Source organism: Rothia sp. HMSC065C03 (assembly GCF_001837295.1).
GTDB lineage: Bacteria > Actinomycetota > Actinomycetes > Actinomycetales > Micrococcaceae > Rothia.
This window is the reverse complement of record NZ_KV831978.1, coordinates 351733-375637: the sequence shown is the minus strand read 5'-3', so window position 1 is coordinate 375637 and position 23905 is coordinate 351733. Positions and strand designations below refer to the sequence as shown.

At 61.1% G+C, this 23905-nt stretch carries 17 protein-coding genes and 1 tRNA gene; 10 read left to right on the top strand and 8 right to left on the bottom strand.

Annotated features, from left to right (window positions below):
• Window positions 1-9: 9 nt before the first annotated feature.
• Window positions 10-1581: a TadA family conjugal transfer-associated ATPase gene (locus tag HMPREF2605_RS01765; protein ID WP_246822905.1), complete on the bottom strand. Its 1572-nt coding sequence runs from the start codon at window positions 1579-1581 to the stop codon at window positions 10-12.
• 238 nt (window positions 1582-1819) lie between these two features.
• Between HMPREF2605_RS01765 and HMPREF2605_RS01760 the strand changes: the two genes are divergently transcribed.
• Window positions 1820-3826, top strand: coding sequence for a bifunctional 3'-5' exonuclease/DNA polymerase (locus HMPREF2605_RS01760; RefSeq protein ID WP_070846764.1), 2007 nt, complete (start codon window positions 1820-1822; stop codon window positions 3824-3826).
• A gap of 138 nt (window positions 3827-3964) precedes the next feature.
• Here the strand turns inward: HMPREF2605_RS01760 and HMPREF2605_RS01755 are convergent, their stop codons facing one another.
• Both HMPREF2605_RS01755 and nth read right to left on the bottom strand, forming a co-directional pair.
• Complete coding sequence (locus tag HMPREF2605_RS01755) at window positions 3965-4750, bottom strand: NUDIX hydrolase (RefSeq protein ID WP_070846763.1); 786 nt, start codon at window positions 4748-4750, stop codon at window positions 3965-3967.
• 50 nt (window positions 4751-4800) lie between these two features.
• Entirely contained in the window at window positions 4801-5712 is a 912-nt protein-coding gene (nth, locus tag HMPREF2605_RS01750; protein ID WP_070593806.1) for an endonuclease III, read from the bottom strand.
• A 186-nt stretch (window positions 5713-5898) separates the two neighbouring features.
• On the opposite strand from nth, the gene aroQ reads away from it, so the two are divergent.
• Window positions 5899-6339 (top strand): type II 3-dehydroquinate dehydratase, encoded by a 441-nt coding sequence (gene aroQ, locus HMPREF2605_RS01745; RefSeq protein WP_005504658.1) that lies wholly within the window; start codon window positions 5899-5901, stop codon window positions 6337-6339.
• An 80-nt stretch (window positions 6340-6419) separates the two neighbouring features.
• Here the strand turns inward: aroQ and HMPREF2605_RS01740 are convergent, their stop codons facing one another.
• Window positions 6420-7598 (bottom strand): MarP family serine protease, encoded by a 1179-nt coding sequence (locus HMPREF2605_RS01740; RefSeq protein ID WP_070846762.1) that lies wholly within the window; start codon window positions 7596-7598, stop codon window positions 6420-6422.
• 486 nt (window positions 7599-8084) lie between these two features.
• Here HMPREF2605_RS01740 and HMPREF2605_RS01735 point away from each other — a divergent pair, with 486 nt between their 5' ends.
• Window positions 8085-8762 carry a Crp/Fnr family transcriptional regulator gene (locus HMPREF2605_RS01735; protein ID WP_005504653.1) on the top strand — a complete coding sequence of 226 codons (678 nt, stop codon included), beginning with the start codon at window positions 8085-8087 and terminating at the stop codon, window positions 8760-8762.
• A 146-nt stretch (window positions 8763-8908) separates the two neighbouring features.
• Here the strand turns inward: HMPREF2605_RS01735 and HMPREF2605_RS01730 are convergent, their stop codons facing one another.
• The 3 genes from HMPREF2605_RS01730 to HMPREF2605_RS01720 form a co-directional block, all read right to left on the bottom strand.
• Window positions 8909-10084 (bottom strand): NUDIX hydrolase, encoded by a 1176-nt coding sequence (locus tag HMPREF2605_RS01730; RefSeq protein WP_070846761.1) that lies wholly within the window; start codon window positions 10082-10084, stop codon window positions 8909-8911.
• Complete coding sequence (locus tag HMPREF2605_RS01725) at window positions 10077-10559, bottom strand: RidA family protein (RefSeq protein WP_070846760.1); 483 nt, start codon at window positions 10557-10559, stop codon at window positions 10077-10079. The genes HMPREF2605_RS01730 and HMPREF2605_RS01725 overlap by 8 nt, the downstream gene beginning before the upstream one ends.
• Before the next feature lie 182 nt (window positions 10560-10741).
• Window positions 10742-10945 carry a DUF4177 domain-containing protein gene (locus HMPREF2605_RS01720; protein WP_005504647.1) on the bottom strand — a complete coding sequence of 68 codons (204 nt, stop codon included), beginning with the start codon at window positions 10943-10945 and terminating at the stop codon, window positions 10742-10744.
• A gap of 166 nt (window positions 10946-11111) precedes the next feature.
• Between HMPREF2605_RS01720 and HMPREF2605_RS01715 the strand changes: the two genes are divergently transcribed.
• From HMPREF2605_RS01715 to HMPREF2605_RS01695, 5 genes are all read left to right on the top strand, one after another.
• Window positions 11112-13256, top strand: coding sequence for a transglycosylase domain-containing protein (locus tag HMPREF2605_RS01715; protein WP_070846759.1), 2145 nt, complete (start codon window positions 11112-11114; stop codon window positions 13254-13256).
• 40 nt (window positions 13257-13296) lie between these two features.
• A complete protein-coding gene (locus HMPREF2605_RS01710; RefSeq protein WP_070846758.1) occupies window positions 13297-14316 on the top strand; it encodes a metallophosphoesterase in 1020 nt (339 codons plus the stop codon).
• Window positions 14316-16355, top strand: coding sequence for an ABC transporter ATP-binding protein (locus HMPREF2605_RS01705; RefSeq protein WP_070846757.1), 2040 nt, complete (start codon window positions 14316-14318; stop codon window positions 16353-16355). The genes HMPREF2605_RS01710 and HMPREF2605_RS01705 overlap by 1 nt, the downstream gene beginning before the upstream one ends.
• Window positions 16355-18223 carry an ABC transporter ATP-binding protein gene (locus HMPREF2605_RS01700; RefSeq protein WP_070846756.1) on the top strand — a complete coding sequence of 623 codons (1869 nt, stop codon included), beginning with the start codon at window positions 16355-16357 and terminating at the stop codon, window positions 18221-18223. The genes HMPREF2605_RS01705 and HMPREF2605_RS01700 overlap by 1 nt, the downstream gene beginning before the upstream one ends.
• Window positions 18224-18332: 109 nt before the next feature.
• Window positions 18333-18406: transfer RNA gene (locus HMPREF2605_RS01695), tRNA-Pro, on the top strand.
• A gap of 174 nt (window positions 18407-18580) precedes the next feature.
• On the opposite strand, the gene HMPREF2605_RS01690 is transcribed toward HMPREF2605_RS01695, so the two are convergent.
• Complete coding sequence (locus HMPREF2605_RS01690) at window positions 18581-19714, bottom strand: hypothetical protein (protein WP_070846755.1); 1134 nt, start codon at window positions 19712-19714, stop codon at window positions 18581-18583.
• 373 nt (window positions 19715-20087) lie between these two features.
• Between HMPREF2605_RS01690 and HMPREF2605_RS01685 the strand changes: the two genes are divergently transcribed.
• Both HMPREF2605_RS01685 and HMPREF2605_RS01680 read left to right on the top strand, forming a co-directional pair.
• Window positions 20088-21587 (top strand): cation:proton antiporter, encoded by a 1500-nt coding sequence (locus HMPREF2605_RS01685; RefSeq protein ID WP_070846754.1) that lies wholly within the window; start codon window positions 20088-20090, stop codon window positions 21585-21587.
• A 610-nt stretch (window positions 21588-22197) separates the two neighbouring features.
• Entirely contained in the window at window positions 22198-23757 is a 1560-nt protein-coding gene (locus HMPREF2605_RS01680) for a molybdopterin-dependent oxidoreductase (RefSeq protein WP_005504634.1), read from the top strand.
• Window positions 23758-23905: the final 148 nt, after the last annotated feature.

Here is a 23905-nt window from a genome sequence, read left to right as displayed (position 1 = left end):
TTTCGGGGGCTAGTACCCAACTTCGGACCCGGTAGAAATACGCCTGACCTGCAGATACTCTTCGCTCCCCTGTGTGGCGGGGTGCAGGCTGTAAATACCCTCGATGCGGCGGCGACCGTCCCGGTGTTCCAGGTGGATAATGCGTTCAAAAGCCGTCGCCGTATGTAGAGCGACCGTTCTACTATCCAGTCCGGCGAGCGCACCCAGGGCGCACAAACGCAGGGGCACCGCCTGCGCACTATTGGCGTGCAGGGTCGTTCCGGCGCCGCGATGACCGGTGTTCATGGCGGTCAGCAGGTGCACCACCTCCGCGCCGCGGCACTCACCGACCACGAGCCGATCCGGGCCCATACGCAGCGCCTGCACAATCAGCTCACCCAGCCCGATTTCGCCGGCACCCTCGGAGTTGGCGGCGCGGGTTTTGAGGGCAATAACCTGCTCATGCTGCGGCGCCAACTCCGGGGTGTCTTCGAGCAGAATGAGGCGCTCCTGCGGCGTGCACAGCCCCAGCAGGGCGTTGAGCAGGGTGGTTTTGCCGGTGCCGGTACCACCACTAATGAGGAATCCGCGGCGTTCGGCAATCATGCGGCACAGGTAGGCGGCGGTCGCCTCATCACACAGCCCGGCGGCCTGCAGCTGTGCCAGGGTGGGGCGCTCGCGGGCGGGTAGGCGCACGGAGAGCCGGGTACGTTCGCTCAGCGGCGGGATAATCGCGTGGATGCGCCTGCCGTGCTCGTCGCTGATGTCAGCCGCCGGATGTGCGGCATCCAGCTGCCCGCCGTGCCTGCGGATGAGCCGTTCGGCGAGGTCACGCACGCGCCGCTCATTGCCGAGGCTCAGCGCCACGGGGCGGGTGGTTCCGTTGATGCCCACCCAGATATCGCAGGGCGAGTTCACGTAGATATCGGTGATGGTTCCGGCGCGTTGCCCCTCGTCAAGGAGCAGGTCGAGGGCGCCGAGGCCGTAGAGTTCCGCGGCGAGGTAGCTCAGTGCGGTCTGCCGGTTGATGGGCACGTATTCCACGCTGGGGTAGCTCCAGGAGGCGGGCGCGGGTTGCACCTTTTTGGTGCGGAATTTTCGGGGCTTCGTCACATTAGTTCCGCCTGCGCCCGTTCCTTCTGCGTTCGTGTTCCCCAGGTGTCCACCGTCGATGGTGCAGATTGCCTCATCCACGGCGTTTTCGAGGATCTCGCGGAGGGGTTGGGATTCTTGGAGTAACCCACCGCCCGCGGCACTCGCAGCGTTTGCACTGCCCGCGACGGTTGCGCCACCTGCGGGCGGCCGCTCCCCTGCTCGCTCGGCCCCGCCACTGAACCCGCCGCTAAAACCGCCCAGGGCGATAGCGCTCATCTGCGGCGAGCGCAGAATCAGTTCGCGGGCGTGCAGGGCGACGGCGCGGGCGCGGTAGTCTTCGGGGATGAGCAGGGCGGGCAGTGAGCGCGCACCTGCATTCTGCGCACCCAGTCGATTCGTTCCCTGCACCTGCGTGCTTGGACTCTGTGTGCTTAGATTCTGCACGGCGCTGGTCGGGTAGCCATTGGGACTACCGGTGTTGCTGGCGGGATTTCTGGTGGGGTTCATGGCTCTAGGAGAGCATTGCGCCCATCCTAAATTTTTAAGAGAATGAGCGTTCTGTGGATAACTCCTCGCGCACCCCGAAATATCCACGATGCACGCACCTCAAACGAACAAAACGCACGCATCCGGCGCTTTTATGACAAACCACGGCGCGTTCAGCCCTCCCCTGTCCCTTCCGCAAACCGCCCCACCCGCGACCACAAACCGCGCGCCTTCGCACCCGGTCACCGATAATGGAAGAATGTACGTTCTGCTCAGTCCTGCCACTGGCGCGGGTATTACCGCCCAGACCGGCACCCCCGCGCACCCGGTCACGTCGGCTATTGCCGCAGGTGCGTCCCCGCGCGGTGCTCAGCCGGTGACCTCGTGGGGTGCTTTTCATTTTTCGGCGCCGACCGCTGAGCAATTGCAGGACCCGACCTTTATTCCGCGGATTACGCGGGCGGATCGGGTGAGTGCGGCGAATCTTCCGGCGTATGTGCGAGAGGTGGAGCGGCAGGCGGCTGATTCGGCACAGGGGCGTTTTCCGCGCTGGATTTGGGCTGATACCCGCCACTTTGACCCGCTGCTTCTGCGCCGCGGGGTGCGGGTACATCTGTGCCATGATTTGCGTCTGGTGCAGCGAATTTTGGCTACTGCTGCCACGCATCCGAGCGGTTTTGTGGAGTACAGCCCGGTGCTGAATCTTTCTGATGTGCGTGAGGCTGTGGAGCCTCAGGGGTATCTGCCGGTGGCGCGGCAGATTCAGGGTCAGGAGGAGCTATTCGGCGCTGATTTTTTGAGTGCGCCCGCTACCTCTTCCGCCGCATTCGCCGGTTCTCCTGCTGATTCCTCCCCGGATTTCCTTGAGGCGGCGCCTCATGAGCCTTTTGCCCCGCAGTTGGCGGCGGGCCCGGTGACTCTGCTGCCGGAGCATCCGGTGGTGCGTGTGCTGATGCGTGAATGGCTGGCACAGGCGCGCGCTATTAGCGAGTCAAGGCACCCGGAGCGACTGCGTCTTTTGGCGGCGGCTGAGTCTGCCGGTGCATTGGTGGCGGCTGAGATTGGCTATTACGGCATCCCGTTTAATGTGCAGGCGCATCATGAGCATCTGTGCGAGTTGTTGGGTCCGCGCTCGGTGCCCGGGGAGCGTCCGCAGAAGATGCAAGAGTTGGCGGAGCAGATTCAGCGCATGCTGTTTATGCCGTCGTTGAACCCGGATTCGCCGCAGGATCTTTTGCGTGCTCTGCAGTCTGCGGGGGTTTCGGTGAAGTCTACGCGTTCGTGGGAGTTGAAGAGTTGGGCGGATGCGATTCCGGCTCAGCGGCAGAAGCGTTGGGCGCTGATTGACCCGATTCTGCGCTATAAGAAGCTGTACCGTATTTGGACTGCTAACGGCTGGACCTGGGCTGATACTTGGGTTTCCGAGGGTGCGTTCCGCCCGCATCTTGAGGTGGGCGGCGCCGCGACCGGGCGTTGGGGCGCTTCCGGCGGTGGTGCGTTGCAGCTACCTGCGGAGATTCGTCAGGCGGTGCAGGCGCCGGAGGGTCAGGTGCTGACGGTGACGGATGGCTCGCAGATTGAGCCGCGTATTTTGGCGGCGTTGAGCCGTGATGAGGCGCTCGCTTCGGCGGGTCGTGGCGCTGACCTGTATGCGGGTATTGCCGAGCTGGCGCGCATGAAGGGTGTGGGTTTGACGGAGCGTTCCCACGCGAAGGTTGGCATGTTGGCGATTATGTATGGCGGCCGCAGCGGTGAGATTGGTGCCCTGTTGCCGCATGTGGCGGCGCTTTTTCCGCAGGCGATGGACTTTACGGAGCGTGCCGCGCGCATTGGTGAGGCGGGCGGGCAGGTGACGACTTTTTTGGGTCGTACGTCCCCGCCGGTGGATGAGCGTTTCCGTGAGATTGTGGCTGATCGGTCTTCGCCGGCGGCTGAGTCGCGTGCGGTGTCGACTGCGCGTGCGCACGGGCGTATGACCCGCAATTTTATTGTGCAGGGTACGGCGGCTGAGTGGGCTCTATGCTGGATGGGCGCGGTGCGTTCTCGTCTGTTGTCGGAGCGGATTTTTGGTATGCCGATGCGCACCCGCATTGTGTATTTTTTGCACGATGAGCTTCTGCTGTGCGGTCCCGACCTGGAGGCGGATCGCGTGGAGCGTATCGTGCGTGAGGGCGCTGCGGAGGCGGCGCGTCTGCTCTTCGGTCGGGTGCCGGTTGATTTTCCGGTGTCGGTGGTGCGGGTGCGCAACTACGCCGAGGGTAAATAATCTGCGGTAAATAATCAGCCGCGCATAAGCGGCACCGTACAACAAAAAATAGGGGTGGCAGGTAGCTTCGTTCAAGCTACCTGCCACCCCTATCTGCACCCTATATCCGCTAGTCAAGCGCTTATTCTGCGAAGAGCTTTACTCCTCGTAGCCGGGTGCCGGGCGCATCTTTTTCTGATCCCAGGGCACGGTCCAGCCGAGCGAGTCGAAGATCCGGTCCAGCAGAATCGCGGTGAATCCCCAGACGGTGAACTCTTCACCGCCGAGCATGCGCACCTCGAAGGCGGGAGTGCGGTGTGAGGTGCGGCCGCGTTTGACGTAGGCGGTGTGCCGGTTGGCGGGGTTGAGCAGGTCACGCACGGGCACGCGGGCGATGAGCGCGGACTCGTTGTGGTCAACGACTTCGACAGGCACGGGGCTGTTCCACCAGCCGATGACGGGGGTGACCATGAAGTTGCTGATGGGTAGCGGCAGGGTGTGCAGCTGGCCGAGGATCTGCACGCCGGCGGGGTCGAGCCCGGTTTCTTCGACCGCCTCGCGCAGGGCGGCGATGTGGGCGACGGGTTCGCCGGTGGTTTCGGCGAGTGCATAGTCTTCGGGGTCGATTTTGCCGCCGGGGAAGGCGGGCTGACCGGCGTGTGAGCGCAGGGTTGCGGCACGTACGAGGAGCAGTACATCCAGGTCGGCGCTGACGTTTTCGGGGCAGCCGTCAAATTTGCCGGTGGAGGGCGAGTTATCGAGCACGCCGAAGAGAATCAGCACGGCGGCTTCTTTGTTCAGGGGGCTGGCGGGTGCGCTGCGCAGCAGGGCTTGGACGTCAAATTCCACGCCGCCCTCTGCGAGAGCCGCCAGTGCCTGCTGGGCGGGGTGCTGTGCATCCTGCCCAGCCTGTTCGGGTTGTACCGACTGCTCGGGTGCGCTCATCTGTGTACCTCTCTTCTGCGCGGCTGCGTTCCGGTTCGGCTTAGTCGCCGTTAGGCGCTGAGCGGGTAGCCTTCTGCCATGAGTTCGCGGCGGGTTGCGCCCTGCAGGAATCGCAGGTGCAGATCTTCTCGACCGGGTGCCATTTCGTATTTCATGAGTTTACGTGCTGCTTGTTCGTTCGTTTCCCCGGCGCCATAGGACGGGCAGAGGTCGGCGACGGGGCATACGCCGCAGGCGGGCTTTTTGGCGTGGCAGATGCGGCGGCCGTGGTAGACCATGCGGTGTGAGAAGAGCGTCCAGTCTTTGCGTTCGATGAGTTCGGCGACGTCTTTTTCGACCGTCTCGGGGGCGTCTGCGGTGGTGAATCCCATGCGGCGGGCGAGGCGGCCGAAGTGGGTGTCTACGGTCAGTCCGGGCACGTCGAAGGCGTTTCCGAGCACAACGTTTGCGGTTTTGCGACCGACTCCGGCGAGTTCTACGAGCTCTTCAAGGGTTGAGGGAACCTGCCCGTTGTGGCGTTCGACGAGCTGCTGGGAGAGGGTGACGATGGAGCGTGCCTTGGCGCGGTAGAAGCCGAGGGACTGAATGTAGGGTTCGACCTCTTCGGTGCGTGCGGAGGCGAGCGCGGCGGCGTCCGGGTAGCGTGCGAAGAGTGCACCGGTGACGGAGTTGACGCGCACGTCGGTGGTTTGTGCCGAGAGCACGGTGGCGATGAGTAGCTCGAAGGGGTTGTCAAAGTCGAGTTCTGCGACGGCGTAGGGGTAGGTTTCGCCGAGGATGCGGTTAATTTTGCGGGCGCGGCGCACGGTGGCGAGGTGGCTTTCGGGTGCGCGGGCGTTGAGGCGGCGTGCGGCGGCTGCGGCTTTGAATTCGGGAACGAATCGGATCTGTAGGAGCGATTCGGCGTTCTCTGCCGCGGTGTTCTGTGCGCCCGCTGCGGGCTGGGTGGCGTTCTCGGTCATAGCGCGAGGGTACCGGGCTTAGGTGTGTGGGCGGTAGCGAGGTTCACCGTACTTGGCGCGCGTCGCCCCCCGTATGCGGGGATGCGCATCCGCCACGCGCCTGCGCTCTCCCCTCCTCCGCATCATTTTCTGGGCAGTTCGCGTCGGCTAGCGCTCAGCGGGCGCTCGCTGTGCCACACTGGTTTTATGTCAGATACGATTTTTGTGCTTAATGGACCGAATTTGAACCTGCTTGGGCAGCGCCGCCCCGAGGTGTACGGCTACACCACTCTGCACGATATTGAGCGTATGGTGCGTGAGCGCGCGGCGGATCATGGTTTTGATGTTGAGTTTATGCAGTCGAATCATGAGGGCGCGCTGGTGGATGAGATTCAGCGTGCTCGTACTCGTGGCGCGGCGATTATTATCAACCCGGCGGCGTACACCCACACGTCGGTGGCGCTGCATGATGCACTGGAGGCGGCTGAGCTTCCGGTGGTTGAGGTGCATCTGTCGAATGTGCATCGTCGTGAGCAGTTCCGTCATCATTCGTTTGTGTCGCCGCAGGCTACCGCGGTGATTGCCGGTGCGGGTGCGTACGGCTATGTCATGGCGGTTGATTTCCTGGCGCAGCATCTGGCGGAATAACAGCGCGCCGCCTCCTTTCGTTAAATAGTTCAGGCTCCCGTTCCTCGCTAGAGGTTCGGGAGCCTGAATGTTTTTGTTAGCTACTTGCGGCAGGTGCCGGTGGAGACTGCGGCGGTGTTGTCGCCACCTTCAGCCAGTGCCTGCTTGAGGGTGCTTGCGGTGATGGCGTAGCCGGTCTGGCCGGTGGTTGCCTTACCGAAGATCACGCCGACCACGTTGCCGTTTTCGTCGAGGACGGGGCCGCCGGAGTTGCCGTGCTGCACGTCGGCTGCCAGCTGGTAGACCTGGCGCATGGCGTTGGCGCGGCCGGTGTCGGCGTCGATGGTTTGGGTGTTGCCGATGCCCTGCACGGTGGCGGGCAGTGCCTTGAACGGGCCGCCCTTGGGGTAGCCCATGAAGGTTACGAGGCTACCTGCGGTGGCGTTGGTGCCGATGGTCAGCGGTTCGAGCGGCAGCTTGGGAACGCTGATGAAGGCGAGGTCCTGTTCGGTGTCCATGTAGACGACGGTGCCGGGCCAGGTGCGGCCGCGGGAGTCCTGCACGACCGGGGAGGTCACGCCGGCGACCACGTGGGCGTTAGTGACGACCAGGCCGTTGTCAGCCACGAAGCCGGAGCCGGTGGAGGTATAGCCGCACTGTTCTGCGGCGCCCAGAATCTCAACGACGGAGGCTGCTGCCTGGTCCAGTGCCGCGGATTCTACCGTCTCGGTGGGGGCGCTGGTTTCGGGGGCGATGAGCTGGCTGACTTCCGGAATGGTTCCGAAGGCGAGCACGTCATTGCGTACCGTGTTGATGCGGTCCTTGACGACCTCGGGGGTGGATGCGACCATCCAGGAGAGGGTCTTGGAGTCGCTGAGCGCAGTGTTGAGCTGCGGGATGGGCACGGTGCGCATGGAGATGGTCAGCACGACCATGACCAGGGCGCAGGCGGCGAGGTTCAGCACGCCGCCGAAGAAGCGTTCTACGCCCTTGAGCGGGGTGATGTCGGTGACGCGGCGGATGGTGCGTCCGGCAACGAGGCCGAGCCACTGTCCGATGGTCAGGCAGATGACGAGCACACCGACGGCGGTAATGAGGCTCCACTGGGATCCCACGGATGCCACGGCGAGGGGCACGAGCCAGGCTGCGGCGCAGACGCCCAGACCCAGGCCGAGGAAGGTTCCGAGAGTGGTGAAGAATCCGCTGCGGACTCCGGCGAGGAAGTAGAGCAGCAGAATGATGGGGATAGCAATATCAAGCAGGTTGATGCCAGTCGTCACGACTAATTGCCTCCTTGGTGGGTAGAAATGGTCACGGTGTGCCCATGTGGTTGGTGCGGGCTGTGCCCGGTGAGTGTGGCGGTGCGTTAACACCCAGTGGTGGATGCGGCGGGCTTGTGTTCCCGGGGTTTTGGGCTCGGGTTTCTGCCTCGTCGCATCGTACCGTGTGTGGAGGCGGTGCGCCTCCTGGTCATGAGGGTGTCTGCGTGCTTGGTACCGAAAAAAGTACACACCTGAATGCCTGATATTAGGTGCTGAACCTGTGGGTAAGCTTTGAATTTTCTCGGAAGAAATAACTTTTGCTGTAAAGCTCGCCCTATCGGAATGCACAAACAGCTTTTTTAGGGTACGCTCATATCAGTTGAATATGTCACACTAGCTTGAGCCTTCTCACATTTCAGATGTTGAGACGCATGGCACCGGTTCGGGCTCACTCACTGAACATTTACGAGCTTCGGCTCATCACCTCACATCTAGGAGAACTTTATGGATCTCGAGATCCTCCGTCGTACCCCTCTCTTTGCTAACCTCGACGACGCAGCTTTCGCTCTGCTGACCGATGACATTCAGGAGATTGACCTCTCCCGCAACGCTGTCCTTTTCTACGAGGGTGACCAGGACGATCAGCTCTTCGCTGTGCTCTCCGGTAAGGTCAAGCTGGGCCGTACCGCCGCTGACGGCCGCGAGAACATGGTCGCGATTATGGGTCCCGGTGATGTTTTCGGCGAGATGGCTCTCTTCGACCCCTCGCCCCGTTCGACCAACGCTGTGGCTGTTTCTGAGACCCGCTTGGCTGCCATCAAGCACGAGTCCTTCAAGCGCGCACAGCAGCTGGATCCCTCGATTTCCGATCAGGTCATTAAGACTCTGGCTCGCCGCCTGCGCCACGCTAACGAGGCACTGGCTGACCTGGTCTTCTCCGACGTTCCCGGCCGCCTCGCTAAGGCACTGCTGGACCTGGCTGACCGCTTCGGCCGCCCCGCAACCGACGGCGTGCTCGTTGCTCACGAGCTGACTCAGGAAGAGCTGGCACAGCTGGTTGGCGCATCCCGCGAGACCGTGAACAAGGCTCTTGCCGAGTTCGTTTCTCGCGGCTGGATCCGCCTGGAGGCACGCGCAGTTGTCATTCTGGACCTGCCCCGCCTGCGCCAGCGTTCCCGCTAAGGTCTCTTTGAGTTAGGGCATTCTAGGACGCCCTCGCTAAAAGACGCACGACTTAAATAAATCAGGAGCCATTTCCCTCTGCATGGGGAAATGGCTCCTGATTTCTTTAACGCTTCATCTCGAAAGCAAGTGTAGGCGGCAGCTCGCTAGAGCACGCCCATTGCGCCGGTGTACATGGAACCGGTCGTAGCCGGAACCACCTCGGTGAAGGAGAGCATGCACGCACCATTGTGGGTGACGAGCACGGGCTTCTTCACCTCAATCTTGCGGCGCTTCGACAGCCACGCCACGGAGGTCTGAGCCTTCGCCAGCGATTCGAGCATGCACATCACACCGGGGGTGATGAGCTGGTCGAGGGTACGGCCCACCGTATTGGACTGACCGATGCGGTCACCGAGTTCGCTGGCGTCCTTAGCTTCGAGCAGTTCACGCACGTTCAGCCAGTCGCCCCACACACCCTTACCGAGCAGCAGCTTCGGGTCCTGGCCTACGGGTAGCGCCGTGGTGAAGTAGGCAATGTCGTAACGCTTGAGGAAGAAGTCCGGGGACTGCCAACGCGCTACGGGGCGCAGCAGGTCGGCGCGCACGCTCAGACCGCTGGAGGTCAAGAAGTTAGAGAAGCTCTTGTCCTGCTCGGCAACCGCTTCACGCCACGCCATGAGCTCAGGGGTGCTGGAGCGCTCCACGACGTCCTGTTCGTCCTCACCAGCGAGCAGAATGCCGGTCTCTTCAAAGGATTCACGCACGGCAGCCATGACGCTGCGGCGTGCTTGAGCAATATCGGAGAAGTGGAACTGCTCTTCCCAGTATTCGGCACCGGGGCCAATCCAGGATGCAGACTCATCATCACCGGGAAGAGCCGTGCCGCCGGGGAATGCGACCACGCCCAGCGGAGAGATGCCGGGGCGGTAGGTCAGAATCGTTTCGAGGCCGTTGTCACCATCGCGCACAAAAATGACGGATGCCGCCTGGCGCATCGTACAGCCGGTCGCACCTTCGTTACCGCCTTCACGCCAACTTTCGGCTGCGGTGCGCATGAACTCGGGAATCGTGTAGAGACGCTGGATGCAGGAGGTTCGCGGGTTAGCCGCAGACTGGCGGCCGGTAAACATGCGGGGGCGTTCCACGCCTTCAGCCGGGGTGGGGGTGCCGAAGCGGCGTTCCTGCACCGGCAGGGGCAGAGTCTTGATATCCTGTGATTCGCCGGATCCGTGACCGTCTATACCGTTCACCGTCTTTTGGGCGCCACTTTGTGCTGCCCGCTGAGCCTGGGCAGCACGAATAGCAGACAGCGGCAGCGCGCCGGTGTACAGATTAGACATATTCAACAATGATCTCGACCTCTACGGGCGAGTCCAGGGGAAGAACGGGAACACCCACAGCGGAGCGGGCGTGCTGGCCTGCCTCGCCGAAGATTTCGCCGAGCAGCTCGGAGGCGCCGTTAATGACAGCGGGCTGAGCGGTGAAGTTCACCTCGGATGCCACGAAGCCAACGACCTTCACGACGCGCTGCACACGGTCCAGGTCGCCAATGACGGACTTGACCGCCGCCAGGGCGTTGAGCAGGCTGATACCCGCGTACTTCTTCGCATCCTCGGGGGTCACGAAGCCTTCAGCACCGGAGGCGGACACCTTACCGGTTTCGGGCAGGGCACCGTCGACGAAGGGCAGCTGGCCGGAGGTGTACACGTAGGAGCCGGAGGTCACCGCGGGAACGTAAGCGGCAACGGGGGCGGGTGCTACGGGCAGTTCGTAACCGAGTTCGCGGATACGTGCTTCAATACGGGATTCAGTCATGATTACTCCAGAAGGATGGCGGGTGCTGGCACCCAAACGGTGATAGGGGGAACGCCGCAAATCTAAACGCTACTGATATTCAGGCAGCTGTTAAACGGCTAACCGGCGGCCTTCCTCATCTATTCCCACTTCCCCGTTAAAGAGGAGAGGAATATGTGAGGTGACCGCCGGGTACGCTGCTCTTAGTCAGCCTTCTCGCGCTTAAAGTAGGCGATGGGGTTGCCCTGAGTCGGAGCGACCATGTTCGACGCGGGGGTTGCGCCAGCAGGTGCGGATGCGCCGGGGAGAACGGTTACGAGCTCCCAGCCGTCTTCACCCCAGTTGTCGAGGATTGCCTTGGTCGTGTGGATCATCAGCGGTACAGTTGCGTATTCCCATTTCTTCATACCCTCTAGACTATCGCCCGGTGTTCAATAAGTAAAAGGGATTCACTATGGTTTTGGTCAATGTCCGGCGCTTTTGGGGGCTTTATTCTCAGGGCTGAAGCGCCCACCTCCCTGTGGGGTGCCGAGACGGGCTTCTTCTCACAGTTTCATGGGATAAACTGAATGAATGGCTTCATCTAAGAAAACCCGTGCGCGTCGCCGCCCGGGAGATTTTTTGCAGTTCCTCGCGTTCAGCGTGATTGCCGGTTTCCTCGCGGCAATTATTGTCGTACCCCCGGCTGTGAGTGCCGGTATGGTCGCGAACGCGTCGATGTCATGGTTCCAGGACCTTCCTGACGACATTGCCGATGGCATCTCTTCCCGTCCTTCTACTATTTACGCTGCTGACGGCAAGACCGAAATCGCGACCTTCTTCGAAGAGAACCGCGACCCGGTCAAGCTGGATCAGATTTCGCAGCACATGAAGGACGCCATCGTCTCGGTGGAGGACCGCGACTTTTACAAGCACGGTGCGGTCTCCGCAATCGGTATTGGTCGTGCGTTCCTGAACAACATCATTAACTCCGGTAGCGGCCGCCGTCAGGGTGCATCGACCCTGACCCAGCAGTACGTTAACAACCTCATCGTTGATGCCGCTGTGGCTCGCGGTGAGGACGCTACCGCAACCCTGAACGGTAACAAGACCTACGCCGCAAAGATTCGCGAGATGAAGCTTGCGATCTCTATGGAGCAGAACAAGTCCAAGGACGAAATCCTTGAAGGCTACCTGAACATCGTGAACCTGGGTGGTTCGAACTACGGTGTTGAGGCTGCCGCACAGTACTACTGGGGTATTTCCGCTAAGGACCTGAACGTGGCTCAGTCCGCGCTTCTTGCCGGCCTGGTGCAGGCACCGAACGTGTACGACCCGACCGTGAACCCCGAACTCGCCCGTGAACGCCGCGACATCGTTCTGGGCACCATGCTCCGCGACGGCAAGATTACCGACAAGGAATACAGCGACGCCATCGCCAGCGACATTAAGCTCAACGTCCACCCCAAGTCCCAGGGTTGCTCCCTGGCAGGCGACAAGGCGTTCTTCTGCCGCTACGTGGTCAACTACCTGCTGCAGGATGAGTCCCTCGGCGCAACCGCTGAGCTGCGTAACACCGCGATTAAGCGTGGTGGCCTGAAGGTTGTCACCACCCTGAACCCCGAGGCTCAGACCGCGGCAAAGCAGGCAGTGGACTCCACCCAGCCGGCTGCAACCAACTGGAACGACGTCAACTCCGCACTGACCAGTGTTGAGCCCGGCACTGGTCGCGTCATCGCAATGGCACAGAACACCGAGCTCGGTAGCCCCGCAGACGCAAACGACCACTCCAAGACCGAGTACAACTACAACGTTGATGTAGCGTACGGTGGTACCCCTGGCTTCCAGCCCGGTTCGACGTTCAAGCCGATTATTCTGGCTCAGTGGCTCATCAGTGGCCGCGGCGCTAACGCTACCGTGAACGGTACCCAGCTGTTCTGGCCCACCAGCTTCGGTTGGAACGCCAAGTGCTACGAGGGCGGTAAGTACTACTACACCGGTCAGCCGAACGGCTGGTCCTACAAGAACGCGTTCAACGGTGGCCTAGGCTACAACACCGCGGCGTACGGTATTCGCCAGTCGTTGAACTCGTACCTGTACGGCATGCTCTCCCAGATTGACCTGTGCGATGTGCACGACCTGTCCATCAAGATGCACGCCCTGGACGGTACCGGCGAACCGCTGCACAGCATCCCCGACCTGGGTACCAACATTGGTGGTACCAAGTACGGTATCTCCCCGCTGACCAGCGCATCCATGTACGCTATCTTCGCTTCTGAGGGTAAGTACTGCACCCCGCGCCCGATTGAGAAGATCACCAAGACTGACGGCGAGACTCTCAAGGAATACCAGAACCAGTGTGAGCAGGTTCTGGATCCGGACATCGCGAACGGTGTCAGCTGGGTTCTGAAGGGTGTTATCCAGCCCGGCGGTTCCGCTTCTCAGCGCGGTATTGGTCTGCCGAACGGTTCGGCTGCGAAGACCGGTACAAACGATAACTCCTCCCAGACCTGGCAGGTTGGCTACACTCGTGGCCTGTCCACCGCGTCTTGGGTTGGTTCTAACAACCTCGGCTTCCGTTCCCTGAACGGTGTGGGCATTAACGGTCGTGTTCTGAACTATGTGGATGGTGCGACCTACGCCGGTGCTCAGTGGCAGTCGTTCATGAAGACGATCGCTCCGAAGTACAACACGAAGGACTTCACCACCCCCAGCGATAAGATTCTGTCGTACAGCTAGAATCACAGCTCATCAGCTGAAGCCTGAAAGGCGATTGATAATGTGTGAAAACGCAGTCAACGCCCGCGTCCCCGTGGCGGTCCCCGGCGCACGCGGCTCCTCCCCGCTCCTGAAGAAGGTTGCGGGGGCGGTAGCCGCCACTGCAGCCTTGGGGGCCGCCACGGCGGCGTATGGGCACTTTATTGAGCTGAATAATTTTCAGCTCCGCACCGAGTCTCTGCCGGTGCTGCCCGCCGGTAGCCCCGACTTTAGGATTCTGCACATCTCGGACATGCACATGATTCCGGGGCAGCGGAAGAAGATTGATTTCATGCACTCGCTGGCTGCCCTGGAGCCGGATCTGGTCATGAACACGGGCGACAACCTCTCTCACGTGGGCGGTATGGAGCCGCTGTTGGAGGCGCTCGACCCGCTCATGGACTTCCCCGGTGTGTTTGTGCCCGGCTCGAATTGCTATTTCGCGCCCGTCTTCAAGAACCCGGCACGCTACCTGTGGCAGCCGCGCACCCCGCAGATGATTGAGGAGGGCTCGCGCGTAGCACTGCCCATTGAGCGGATGCACGACGCCTTCGAGTCGCGCGGTTGGACGGGCCTGGTCAACCGCTACGACACGCTGAACCTCAAGGGTCTGCGTCTGGAGTTCTCCGGTGTGGATGACCCGCACCTGCGCTACGATGAGCACCCCGGTTTCGCCCCCGGTGCCTTCGATGAGGGGGACGAGCCGAGCGTCCGTATCGGCGTGGCACACGCCCCCTATATGCGTACCCTGCACCGCTTCGTGCAGGACGGTGCGCAGGCTATTTTTGCCGGTCATACGCACGGCGGTCAGGTCTGCCTGCCCGGCGGTCATGCCCTGGTCAGTAACTGCGATTTGCCGCCTTCGCGTGCGAAGGGTGTCAGTGAGCAGTCCGGTATTCCGGTTCAGGTTTCTGCCGGTTTGGGCACCTCTCGTTTTGCGCCGGTCCGTCTGTTCTGCCCGCCGGAGGCAATCCTGGTGACCCTCACAGCTCGTGGTCAGGAGCAGGGTGCCTCCGCTACCGCAGCGGGTGGTCGTCTCTAATGTCTGAGGCTTCTACAGCACACACGGCTAAGCGCCGCCGCAACCCCTTCTTGGAGACGGCGAGCGAACCGACCCCCGACCCGATCGACTACGCGCACGGTCAGCGTGCCCCGCACACCCTCGCCGCGTATGCGCGTCCGATTCGTGTGCGCTGGGGCGTGGGTCTGCTCGTGGCCTTCGGTGCCGGTGCCCTTGAGATTGCTATTCCGCAGATGTTGCAGATTATTGTGGATCATCTCTCGCAGAGCACCACCGAGAGCGCCATCTGGATTGCCGGCGGCCTGGTGCTTCTGCTCGGTATTGCGCACGCTTCCTTCATGTATTGGAGGCGCTGGCTGATTGTGGACCCGACCTCCACGATTGAGCTGTCCATGCGCATGAACTTCTTTGACCGGCTGCTCAGCGCCCCGCTTTCTCTGCTGGATCGTTGGCCCTCCGGTCAGTTGCTGACCCGCTCCATGAGCGATTTGGGGACGATTCGCCGTTGGTTGTCTTTCGGTATCGTTCAGATGCTGACTGTTGCGGTGATGTTCCTGGTCGGTGGCTTCTTCATGCTGCGTTCTTCGCCGTCGCTCGCGCTGGTGTTCGTGGTGACCGTGCCGATTCTGGTGCTGTCACTGGTGAACTTCACCCGCAAGTACTACCGCGCTTCACATGAGATTCAGCAGATGACGGGCGACCTCTCCACCCGTATTGAGGAGTCGGTGCGCGGCATCCGCGTGATTAAGGCGCTGGGCCGCTCCCCCGAGCAGATTCAGGAATATTCCGAGTCGGTGGACGCCCTGCAGGTGCGCGAGTACGGCAGGTCGATGCTGGTGGCTCGTGTTGCCCTGTACCAGGGCCTGATCGTGGGTGTCTCTACGGCGGTGGCGCTGGCTGTGGGCGCTTCGCAGGTTGCGGCAGGCACCTTGAGCCTGGGTGCGATGACCGCCTACTTTGCGGTGCAGACAACCGTGCTCAGCCACGTGACGCGCTCGACCGCGCTGATGTCTGCCTATTTGAGCTATAAGGTGGCGTTGGAACGCCACAACGAGGTTATGGACGAGCCCGGCTTTGAGGCGGTGCCGCTGGTTCGTGGCTCCGCGGCTGTGTCTGGGCCCGAGCATCCGCAAGGTGCTTCTGATTCGTCAACAGTAGCTGGAGTGTCTGCCGAGGGCGGCTCCGGGAAGGAAACTATGCAGTACCCCAGCGGTGGCGCAGTATCTGTCACTTTCGATCACGTTCAGTTCAGCTACAACGCTATCAAGGCGCCGGCTGAGGCTACCACTGAGGCGAATTCTGAAGCTACGTCTGAGACGAAGGCACCCGAGGTTTCCGTGCTGAAGGACGTAAATTTTAAGGTCTTCCCGGGCGAGATTCTGGCGCTGGTGGGTGCAACCGGTAGCGGCAAATCCACCGTGCTGTCGCTGGTTCCGCGTTTCTACGAGCCGACCTCCGGTTCCCTGCGTTTTGGCACCCGAGATGCCGCCGAAATGTCCATTGAGGAGGTGCGCGCCCAGACCGCGTTCGTCTTTGAGGAGGCGGTGCTCTTCTCCGGCACGGTCCGCGAGAACGTGCTGATGGGCGTTGCTGAGCAGTACGAGCACGGCACCGAGGATGAGGATTACCCCGCCGCAGAAGAGCTGGAGGCGACCCTCCAGACCGCACTGCAGCTGGCTGCGTGCGATTTCGTGGCGGAGCTTCCGCAGGGTCTGGATACCGTCATTGGTGAGGAGGGTCTGAGCCTTTCGGGTGGTCAGCGTCAGCGTCTGTCGTTGGCGCGTGCCCTGGCGAAGCGCCCCTCCGTGCTGCTGCTGGATGACCCGTTCTCGGCGCTGGATGTGAACACCGAGGAGCATATTATTACCGGCCTGCGTGAGGGTCTGGAGGGCCTGGGCGGCGCTACGACCCTGTTGACGGCGCACCGCCCCTCCACCGTGGCGTTGGCGGACCGTGTGCTGCTGATGGTTGACGGTGCTGTGGTCGCCGAAGGCACTCACGCTGAGCTGATGGAGTCGTCGGAGCAGTACCGCCAGCTGATGACGATGGAGGAGGGCTAATGGCCCATCATCGTCCGGCGGAGCCGCGGGAGCAGATGAGCCCGCAGGAGCGCGCGGAGACTCGCGAACGCTCGATGGCTCTACTGCGCCAGATGTTGCGCCCGCACCGTGGGGCGTTGGCTCTGTCGATTATTTCGGTGCTTTTGGTCTCGGGTTCCTCGGCGGTTGCGCCGATTCTGATTGCCCGCGTCCTGGATAGTTCGATTGAGCCGCTCAAGCAAGGTGATGCATCTGTCCTGCTGACCCTGCTGGCGTTCTTTGTGGCGGCTACCGCGGTGACCGCGATCTTCTCGTGGGTCAACGTGGCGTACACGGTGCGTGTGTCACTGGGCGTGGTGGTGTACCTGCGTAAGCGGGTGTTCCGTCACGCGCAGTCGCTGAGTGTGTCGTTCCATGAGCGGTACACCTCGGGCAAGGTCATTTCGCGTCTGACCAGCGATATTGATACGGTCCGTAGCTTCTTGGACAGCGGCATTAGCCAGCTGGCGATTACGCTGCTGTCCATGGTGATTTCTGCGGTCGCTATTTTCCTGCTGGATTGGCGTATCGGTCTGTTCATGCTGGTCATGGGCGTGCCGATTTACTTCTTGACGCGCTGGTTCCAGAAGACTGCGGTGCCGGTTTTCCGCACGATGCGTACCGAGTCTGCGCATTTGACGAGCCGTTTTGTGGAGACTTTTACGGGTATCCGCGCGGTAAAGGCTTTTGGTGCGGAGGCGCAGATGCGCGTCGAGTACGCGCAGGCGTCGGAGCGTTACCGCCTTGCGGTGATGGATTCGATTAAGATTTTCGGCATCTACTCGCCCGTGCTGATGCTTTTGGGCAATGTGTTTATTGCCGGTGCGCTGGTGCTGGGCGGTTATGCGGTGCTGGGCGGCACCATGCAGATCGGTACCCTGCTGGCGCTGGTAATTTACGCGAACCGCGTGTTTGAGCCGGTCATGCAGTTGTCCGAGTTCTACAACATGTTCCAGTCGGCGATGTCCGCGCTGGAGAAGCTTTCGTCCTTCTTGGCTGAGGAGCCGGAGGTTGCTGAGCCGGAACATCCGCATGAGCGCGCTGTAGAGTCTGCGGCTGAGTCTGCAACTGGCTCTTCCGCTGCTGAGGGGGTTCAGGGTGCCCTGGTGGAGCTGGATTCGGCGGTCTTTGGGTACACCTCAGACCGTCACGCGCTGAAGGAGACGACCCTGCGCATTGAGCCGGGCACGACCGTGGCGCTAGTGGGTGCTACGGGTGCCGGCAAGTCTACTATCGCTAAGCTGGTGGCTCGTTTTTACGATGTTTCCTCCGGTCAGGTGCGTATTGACGGCGTGGATGTTCGCCAGCTGGCGGACGTGCAACTGCGCCGTGAGGTTCTCATGCTGACTCAGGAAGTGTTCCTGTTCTCCGCGTCGATTCTGGAGAATATCCGCATGGGCAACCCGCAGGCGACCGATGAGCAGGTGAAGGCTGCCGCGAAGGCGGTGGGCGCTGATGCGTTCATCGAGCGTCTGCGTGACGGCTACGAGTCGCAGCTGGGTCGTGGCGGTATTACTCTGTCGGCGGGTCAGCGTCAGCTGGTGTCCTTTGCTCGCGTGTTCTTGGCGAATCCGCGGGTGCTGATTCTGGATGAGGCGACGGCTTCGCTGGATATTCCGAGTGAGCGTGCGGTGCAGGCGGCGCTGCGAACCGTGTTGGCGGGGCGTACGGCGCTGGTGATTGCGCATCGCCTCTCGACGGTTCTGGGCGCTGATCGTGTGCTGGTGATTCATGAGGGCTCCGTGGTGGAGGATGGCTCCCCGCAGCAGCTGATTGCTTCCGGCGGTCGTTTTGCGGCGATGTACGCCTCCTGGGATGAGCTGAATCAGGTTCAGGAGGCTGAAGCCTAGGAACTTTATTTGCCTCTCCCCGACCGGTGGTGTGCCGCTGTGTTGCGTTCTGAATTTTTTTGGGTTATCCTAGGTGAGTTGCCTACGGTATTCGCTGATAGGTCAACATCGGGATGTGGCGCAGCTTGGTAGCGCGCGTCGTTCGGGACGACGAGGTCGCAGGTTCAAATCCTGTCATCCCGACAGCTAGCCCCGGTCCGCTGGACCGGGGCTTTGTCGTACCCGCAGTATTTCTGTTACAGACTCCTAGGCAGACTCCGGCGCAGATTCTGCGGCAGATGTTGAGCATATAGAGGCGACCCCCTACCCGCGCAGGAACGCGGGGAGGGGGCGCTTTCGTATTGAGTTCAGATTCGGTTAGCCGCGCCCGGAGATGAGGGCGAGAATCGCCTCCAAGGGGCCGCGACCGGCAATGGAGCGTGCCATGCGTGACCAGAGGGTGCAGAAGCCCAGGGCGATAACAGCGCCGAGTAGCAGGAAGGCGCTCCAGTACACGGCGGTGCCCCAGCCTCCGGTGGCGATGTAGTGCTCGCCGACGGTGAATGCCTTGATGGTGGGTCCGGCGTAGATGATGATTCCGCTCAGCACAATGGAGGCGCTCAGCGACATCTGGCCCAGGCGTGCGATGGGGGTGAGCATTCCCGCCTGTGCGGAGAGCAGGCGCGCGCATTCGGCCCAGAAGTAGAGGGTTGCCGCCAGATTCAGGGTCAGTAGTACCTGCGGGCTGTTGAGGACGCCCAGCTCGGTGTAGGGGTTGAAAGTGCGGTAGACGGCGAGCGCCAGTACGGCGAGTACGACGGGGATTGCGAGCTTTGCCTGCAGATTGTCGTAGAGGCGTACGAGCACGATGCCCAGGCACATGACCCAGATGAGCTGGGCGCTTTGGGCATGGTTGACACCGTGGCTCGCCAGGAAGGGCAGCTGAACGGCGGTCCACGCATCAGCTTGGGCGGCTACATCCATGAGCAGGGTGTAGGTCCAGGTGATGAAGGGGCTGGTGAGCACCGCAAGCGCTGCGACTGCCCAGAGGGGCAGGTGCACGACGAATAGGGTCAGCAGGGTGAGTAGTGCCAGGTGCACGAGCATGTCGAAGGGCAGAGAATAGCTGAAGCCCTGTGCCGGTACGGTGACGCCCGGTTGCGGCAGGTAGGTGATGCCTTGCATGAGCGCTACGCCCAGCAGTAGTAGTGCAAGGAATCGCACGATGGTTCCGGCGAAGAGCTGCGGGAAGTTCGCGGTGCGGGCGTACCGCCAGGCGGCGGCGCCGAGGATGGCGGCGAAGAGCGGTTCAGCCGGTACGAGGGTCTGCGGAATCCAGAACTTCCAGGACACCGGGATCAGCTGTAGCCAGTACCCGAAGGGGATGAGCAGGCTGAGCACGGCGAAGGCGCGGGCGAGGTCGAGCCCGAGGTCGCGTCGGGTGCCTCCGAGGGAGGCGGCGCGTGCCCCGCTGCTGACGGTGGGGATGGGTTGTGTGCGCCCTGCTGCCATGTCCTCGCTCCTTGTAGTGCCGTGTTTGAGAGTCTGTGTGCCCTGCTAGGGCTACGCCAGGGGGTGTGCCCTGCCGGGTATCTGCCGCTTCCGGTGGTGTGTGCCGGATGCGCTGGCATAGGTGTTAAGTGTAACGGTGGAAGCTGTGTCCAGCGGGGCGGTGGCGCGGAGGTTTTGCTCTCATGCCGCTTCTCTGCCGGCTGCTGACCGGTGCCTTTCGCCCTTGGTGAGTGCTGTTCAAGTGTTGTTGTGTGGGGGTAGGTGTGTACCATTGGTACGTTCTTAAAGGTGGGGTAATCCAGCGGGCGCATGTTTTTGCCCCGTTTACTGTTTCAAACGCGCCCCACCTGCACATACACCACGTTGAGGTTTTATGTTTTCGACTTTCTCCCCTCTTTTTCTGACGGATTGGGGAACTTCCGGTGCTCTTCTTGCCTCGGGTACGACCCTCTCGGAAGGATCGAGCCACGATAGCGGCCAGTTTGTGTCCATTTTCTGGATTACCCTGGTTGCGTTGCTGTCCCCGATTCTTTCGCGTCTGACGGGTAAGAAGATTCCGGATGTGGTCTTCCTGCTCATTTTTGGTCTGCTCATTGGCCCGAATATGTTCAACCTTGCCAGCAGTGAGGGCGGTATCCCGCTGCTGAAGGAGCTTGGTCTGGGCATGCTCTTTTTGATTGCGGGTTTTGAGATTAATGTGTCGTCTCTGCGTAGCCGCCAGGGGTATAGCGCTATTGCCACATGGGCAGTGTGTTTTGCCTTGGGTATGGCGGGTGCGGCGGTGATTACGTCGTTCTCGCGTGAGCTGAATACGTATGTTGCGGTGGGTGTGGCGCTGAGTTCTACGGCGCTGGGCACTCTGTTGCCGATGTTGAAGTCTCACGGTGCTGCCGGTACGCCGGTGGGTAATGCGGTGCTGGTGCACGGCGCTGTGGGTGAGCTTCTGCCGATTTTCGCTATTTCGCTGCTGCTGTCGTCGCGTTCGCCGGGTATGGCGTTTGTGGTGCTGTTGGCGTTTATGGTGGTTGCGGTGATTACGGCGTTGATTCCGCACCGCCTGTTTGCACATGTGCCGGGTCTGCGTCAGATTATGGCTGCGGAGGCGAATACGACCGGTCAGACGGTTCTGCGTCTTGCGATGTTCCTGCTGGCGACCCTGATCATGTGCACCGCACTCTTCGATTTGGATGCGGTGCTGGGCGCGTTCGCGGCGGGCCTGATTCTGCGTACTCTGACCCCTCCGGCGGCTCTGCACATGATGACGCGCCGCCTTGAGGTGGTTGGTTTTACGTTCATGATTCCGCTGTTCTTCGTGGTCAGCGGTATGGGCATTGATGTCTCTGCTGTGGTGGCTAATCCTTTGGGTCTGTTTGCCGTGGTGGTGGGCATTCTGCTGTGCCGTGGTGTTCCGGTTCTTTTGGCGGAGCATTTCTTTGATACCCGTTCGGGCCTGACCACGCGTGCGCAGAAGGCGCAGTTGGCTCTGTATTCGGCTGCGGGTCTACCGATTATTGTGGCGGTGACGGAGGTTGCGACCAGTTCGGATCTTTTGGAGGAGTCAACGGCGTCACTTCTGGTTGCCGGTGGCGCGCTGACGGTTCTGCTGTTCCCGCTGTGGGCGTTGGGTATTCGTCAGGCGTTTGGCTCTGGTCAGCCGGTTCAGCAGGAGCCGAGCCGTAAGGAGCAGATGAACGCGTTGAAGGCTCAGCGTAATGCTCAGACGAAGTTGACCACGGGCATGATTCCGGTGGTTCGTTTGAAGTCCCAGTCTGACGCTGAGACCCCGTCTGACGCTGAGGCCCCGGCTGATGCTCAGCCCGGTTCTGCGAAGACTACGAGCTCTGCTAAGACTGCGGGTTCTGCAGAGAAGTAGCCTCGGCTACGCTGTGGTTGCGCTTCGGTCTTTCAAGATTGGGTTGATGAACCGGTTTGAGCGGGGGACCCGCTTACAGTCACCCCAACCTTATGTGGGTTTAGCTTTATAAAACCACACAATACCAGGCAGTTAAGACCCTGCAAACCAACATGCATCCCACATATATGATCAAAACCCACCGCATTCTCTCTTGAGGCTGCGGTGGGTTTTTTACACCCGAGTGACCTTATAAACCGCGGAAAAATGAGAATCTTCCTTAAATTCGGATTTTTTATGCAAATATTACAGAACATGACGTGTCTTAGCTTTCTCGACTGACACTTTGTCCTATAAAATTGAAAGCGGACAGGGAATTTCCCTAAAACACACATAAACCAACATACATACACAGAGCCGCTTCCGCCCCAGCGGGAGCTGGCGCGCCTCCCATCTCACACACGGGAGGTGCCCCTTTCGGGAGTATCCGCGACGATACCCCCGGCGGCTCCCAACCACGGAGGAGGATCATATGGTTCAGAAAGGTAATTATTTCTAACCTCTTATCTCAAGGCCTCGCACTGAATCCTAACGATTGTCTGCACACACAGTCATTTCCGAAGGAAATATCATGCACCAACTACTCCTCACCGCGAGCACTGGTGGCGTAGAGCTGGACTTCCCGGCCTGGCTCCGAATTACGCACTTCATCAACTTCATTATGATGGGCTTCCTGATTCGTTCAGGTTGGGAAGTACTCGCCTCTCACCCCCGCCTGTACTGGAACAACCACTGCACCCCGGGTTCTGAGTGGATCAAGTTCACCAAGGACAAGGTCCCTACCACCCCCGGCGCATTTACGGCGCGCGATGACCAGCGCACCCTGTCTCCCCTGATTTCTCTGCCCGGTAAGGCTCAGATTGGTCTGGGCCGCGCATGGCACGCGCTGGTCACCGTTATCTGGATCGTTAACGGTCTGGTATATGTCTCCCTGCTGTTCCTGACCGGTCAGTGGCGCCGCATCGTCCCGACCAGCTGGGACATCATCCCGCAGGCGTGGGAATCCATCCAGATTTACGCTGGCTTCCAGATTCCCTCGATTGAGCATTTCCAGCCGTACGACGCTCTGCAGCAGATCATGTACTTCACCGTGGTGTTCATCGTGGCACCGCTGATGATTGCAACCGGCCCGATTATGAGCCCGGCATTCTGCGGCCGCTTCCCCGGCTACGTGCGCCTCTTCCGTAACCGCCAGACCGCACGTTCCATCCACTTCCTGGGCATGGCGTTCTACTGCGTCTTCACCGTCATTCACGTGGCGCTGGTGTTCGTGGTTCACCCCCAGTACAACATCGCCCACATGATGCTGAACAAGCCCTACAACGAGGTGGACGCAGCACAGTTCGCTCAGGCAGTCACCATGCTCATTGGCGGCATTGTCTTCGCCGTGGCTCTGTGGATTTTCGCATCCTACTGGTCCCTGCGCGACCTGCGATTCACTCAGACCTTCATTTGGGGTCTGACCCAGCCGATTCGTAACGTCCTGCTGGACCGCATCACCTCCCGTCAGGTGCAGAAGAAGACCTTCACCGATGCCGACATTTCGCCCTTCCACTGGGTTAACACTCGCCCGCCGACAGAGCGTGAGAGCACCGAGTGGAACCGCCTGAAGGAGCACGAGTTCGTTGACTACCGCCTCGAGCTGGGCGGCCTGGTGAAGGAATCCAAGTCCCTGAGCATTGACGAGCTCAAGCAGCTGGGCAAGGAAGTCAACATCACCATGCACACCTGCATGCAGGGTTGGACCGGCATCGCCAAGTGGGAGGGCGTGCGCCTGCGCGACGTTCTCGCACTGGTCGAGAAGACCGACGAGGCACGCTACGTTATGGTGACCTCCTTCGGCCACGTGGGTCACACCTACGACGGCCGACCGACCGAACCCTACTACGAGTGCCTGGACATCTCCATGGCAATGGAAGATGAGACCATCCTGGCGTGGGGCATGAACGACAAGCCCCTGCCGGATGTGTACGGTGGCCCGCTGCGTCTGCGTGCAGACTCCATGCACGGCTACAAGATGGTCAAGTGGGTTCAGAAGATTGAGTGGATCAAGGACTACCACGATGTTGGCGACGGCCAGGGCGGTAGCCGCGAGGACTCCGGTCTGCAGCACTTCGACGCACGCGCCTAAGCACCCTCACGGGGCGCTACGACGCTAACCGCCGATACACCACCCTATAAAGCACAGAACGGTGGCGGGAAACATGGGCCCGCCACCGTTTTTGTGCGCTCACGACTGGCGCCTCGCTTCTGCAGCTAGACATCGCGAGGGCATAAAG

Coding starts and splice junctions, on each gene's coding strand:
- HMPREF2605_RS01765 (WP_246822905.1), bottom strand. CDS start 1,581: ATGAACCCCACCAGAAATCCCGCCAGCAACACCGGTAGTCCCAATGGC.
- HMPREF2605_RS01760 (WP_070846764.1), top strand. CDS start 1,820: ATGTACGTTCTGCTCAGTCCTGCCACTGGCGCGGGTATTACCGCCCAG.
- HMPREF2605_RS01755 (WP_070846763.1), bottom strand. CDS start 4,750: ATGAGCGCACCCGAGCAGTCGGTACAACCCGAACAGGCTGGGCAGGAT.
- nth (WP_070593806.1), bottom strand. CDS start 5,712: ATGACCGAGAACGCCACCCAGCCCGCAGCGGGCGCACAGAACACCGCG.
- aroQ (WP_005504658.1), top strand. CDS start 5,899: ATGTCAGATACGATTTTTGTGCTTAATGGACCGAATTTGAACCTGCTT.
- HMPREF2605_RS01735 (WP_005504653.1), top strand. CDS start 8,085: ATGGATCTCGAGATCCTCCGTCGTACCCCTCTCTTTGCTAACCTCGAC.
- HMPREF2605_RS01730 (WP_070846761.1), bottom strand. CDS start 10,084: ATGTCTAATCTGTACACCGGCGCGCTGCCGCTGTCTGCTATTCGTGCT.
- HMPREF2605_RS01725 (WP_070846760.1), bottom strand. CDS start 10,559: ATGACTGAATCCCGTATTGAAGCACGTATCCGCGAACTCGGTTACGAA.
- HMPREF2605_RS01720 (WP_005504647.1), bottom strand. CDS start 10,945: ATGAAGAAATGGGAATACGCAACTGTACCGCTGATGATCCACACGACC.
- HMPREF2605_RS01715 (WP_070846759.1), top strand. CDS start 11,112: ATGGCTTCATCTAAGAAAACCCGTGCGCGTCGCCGCCCGGGAGATTTT.
- HMPREF2605_RS01710 (WP_070846758.1), top strand. CDS start 13,297: ATGTGTGAAAACGCAGTCAACGCCCGCGTCCCCGTGGCGGTCCCCGGC.
- HMPREF2605_RS01705 (WP_070846757.1), top strand. CDS start 14,316: ATGTCTGAGGCTTCTACAGCACACACGGCTAAGCGCCGCCGCAACCCC.
- HMPREF2605_RS01700 (WP_070846756.1), top strand. CDS start 16,355: ATGGCCCATCATCGTCCGGCGGAGCCGCGGGAGCAGATGAGCCCGCAG.
- HMPREF2605_RS01690 (WP_070846755.1), bottom strand. CDS start 19,714: ATGGCAGCAGGGCGCACACAACCCATCCCCACCGTCAGCAGCGGGGCA.
- HMPREF2605_RS01685 (WP_070846754.1), top strand. CDS start 20,088: ATGTTTTCGACTTTCTCCCCTCTTTTTCTGACGGATTGGGGAACTTCC.
- HMPREF2605_RS01680 (WP_005504634.1), top strand. CDS start 22,198: ATGCACCAACTACTCCTCACCGCGAGCACTGGTGGCGTAGAGCTGGAC.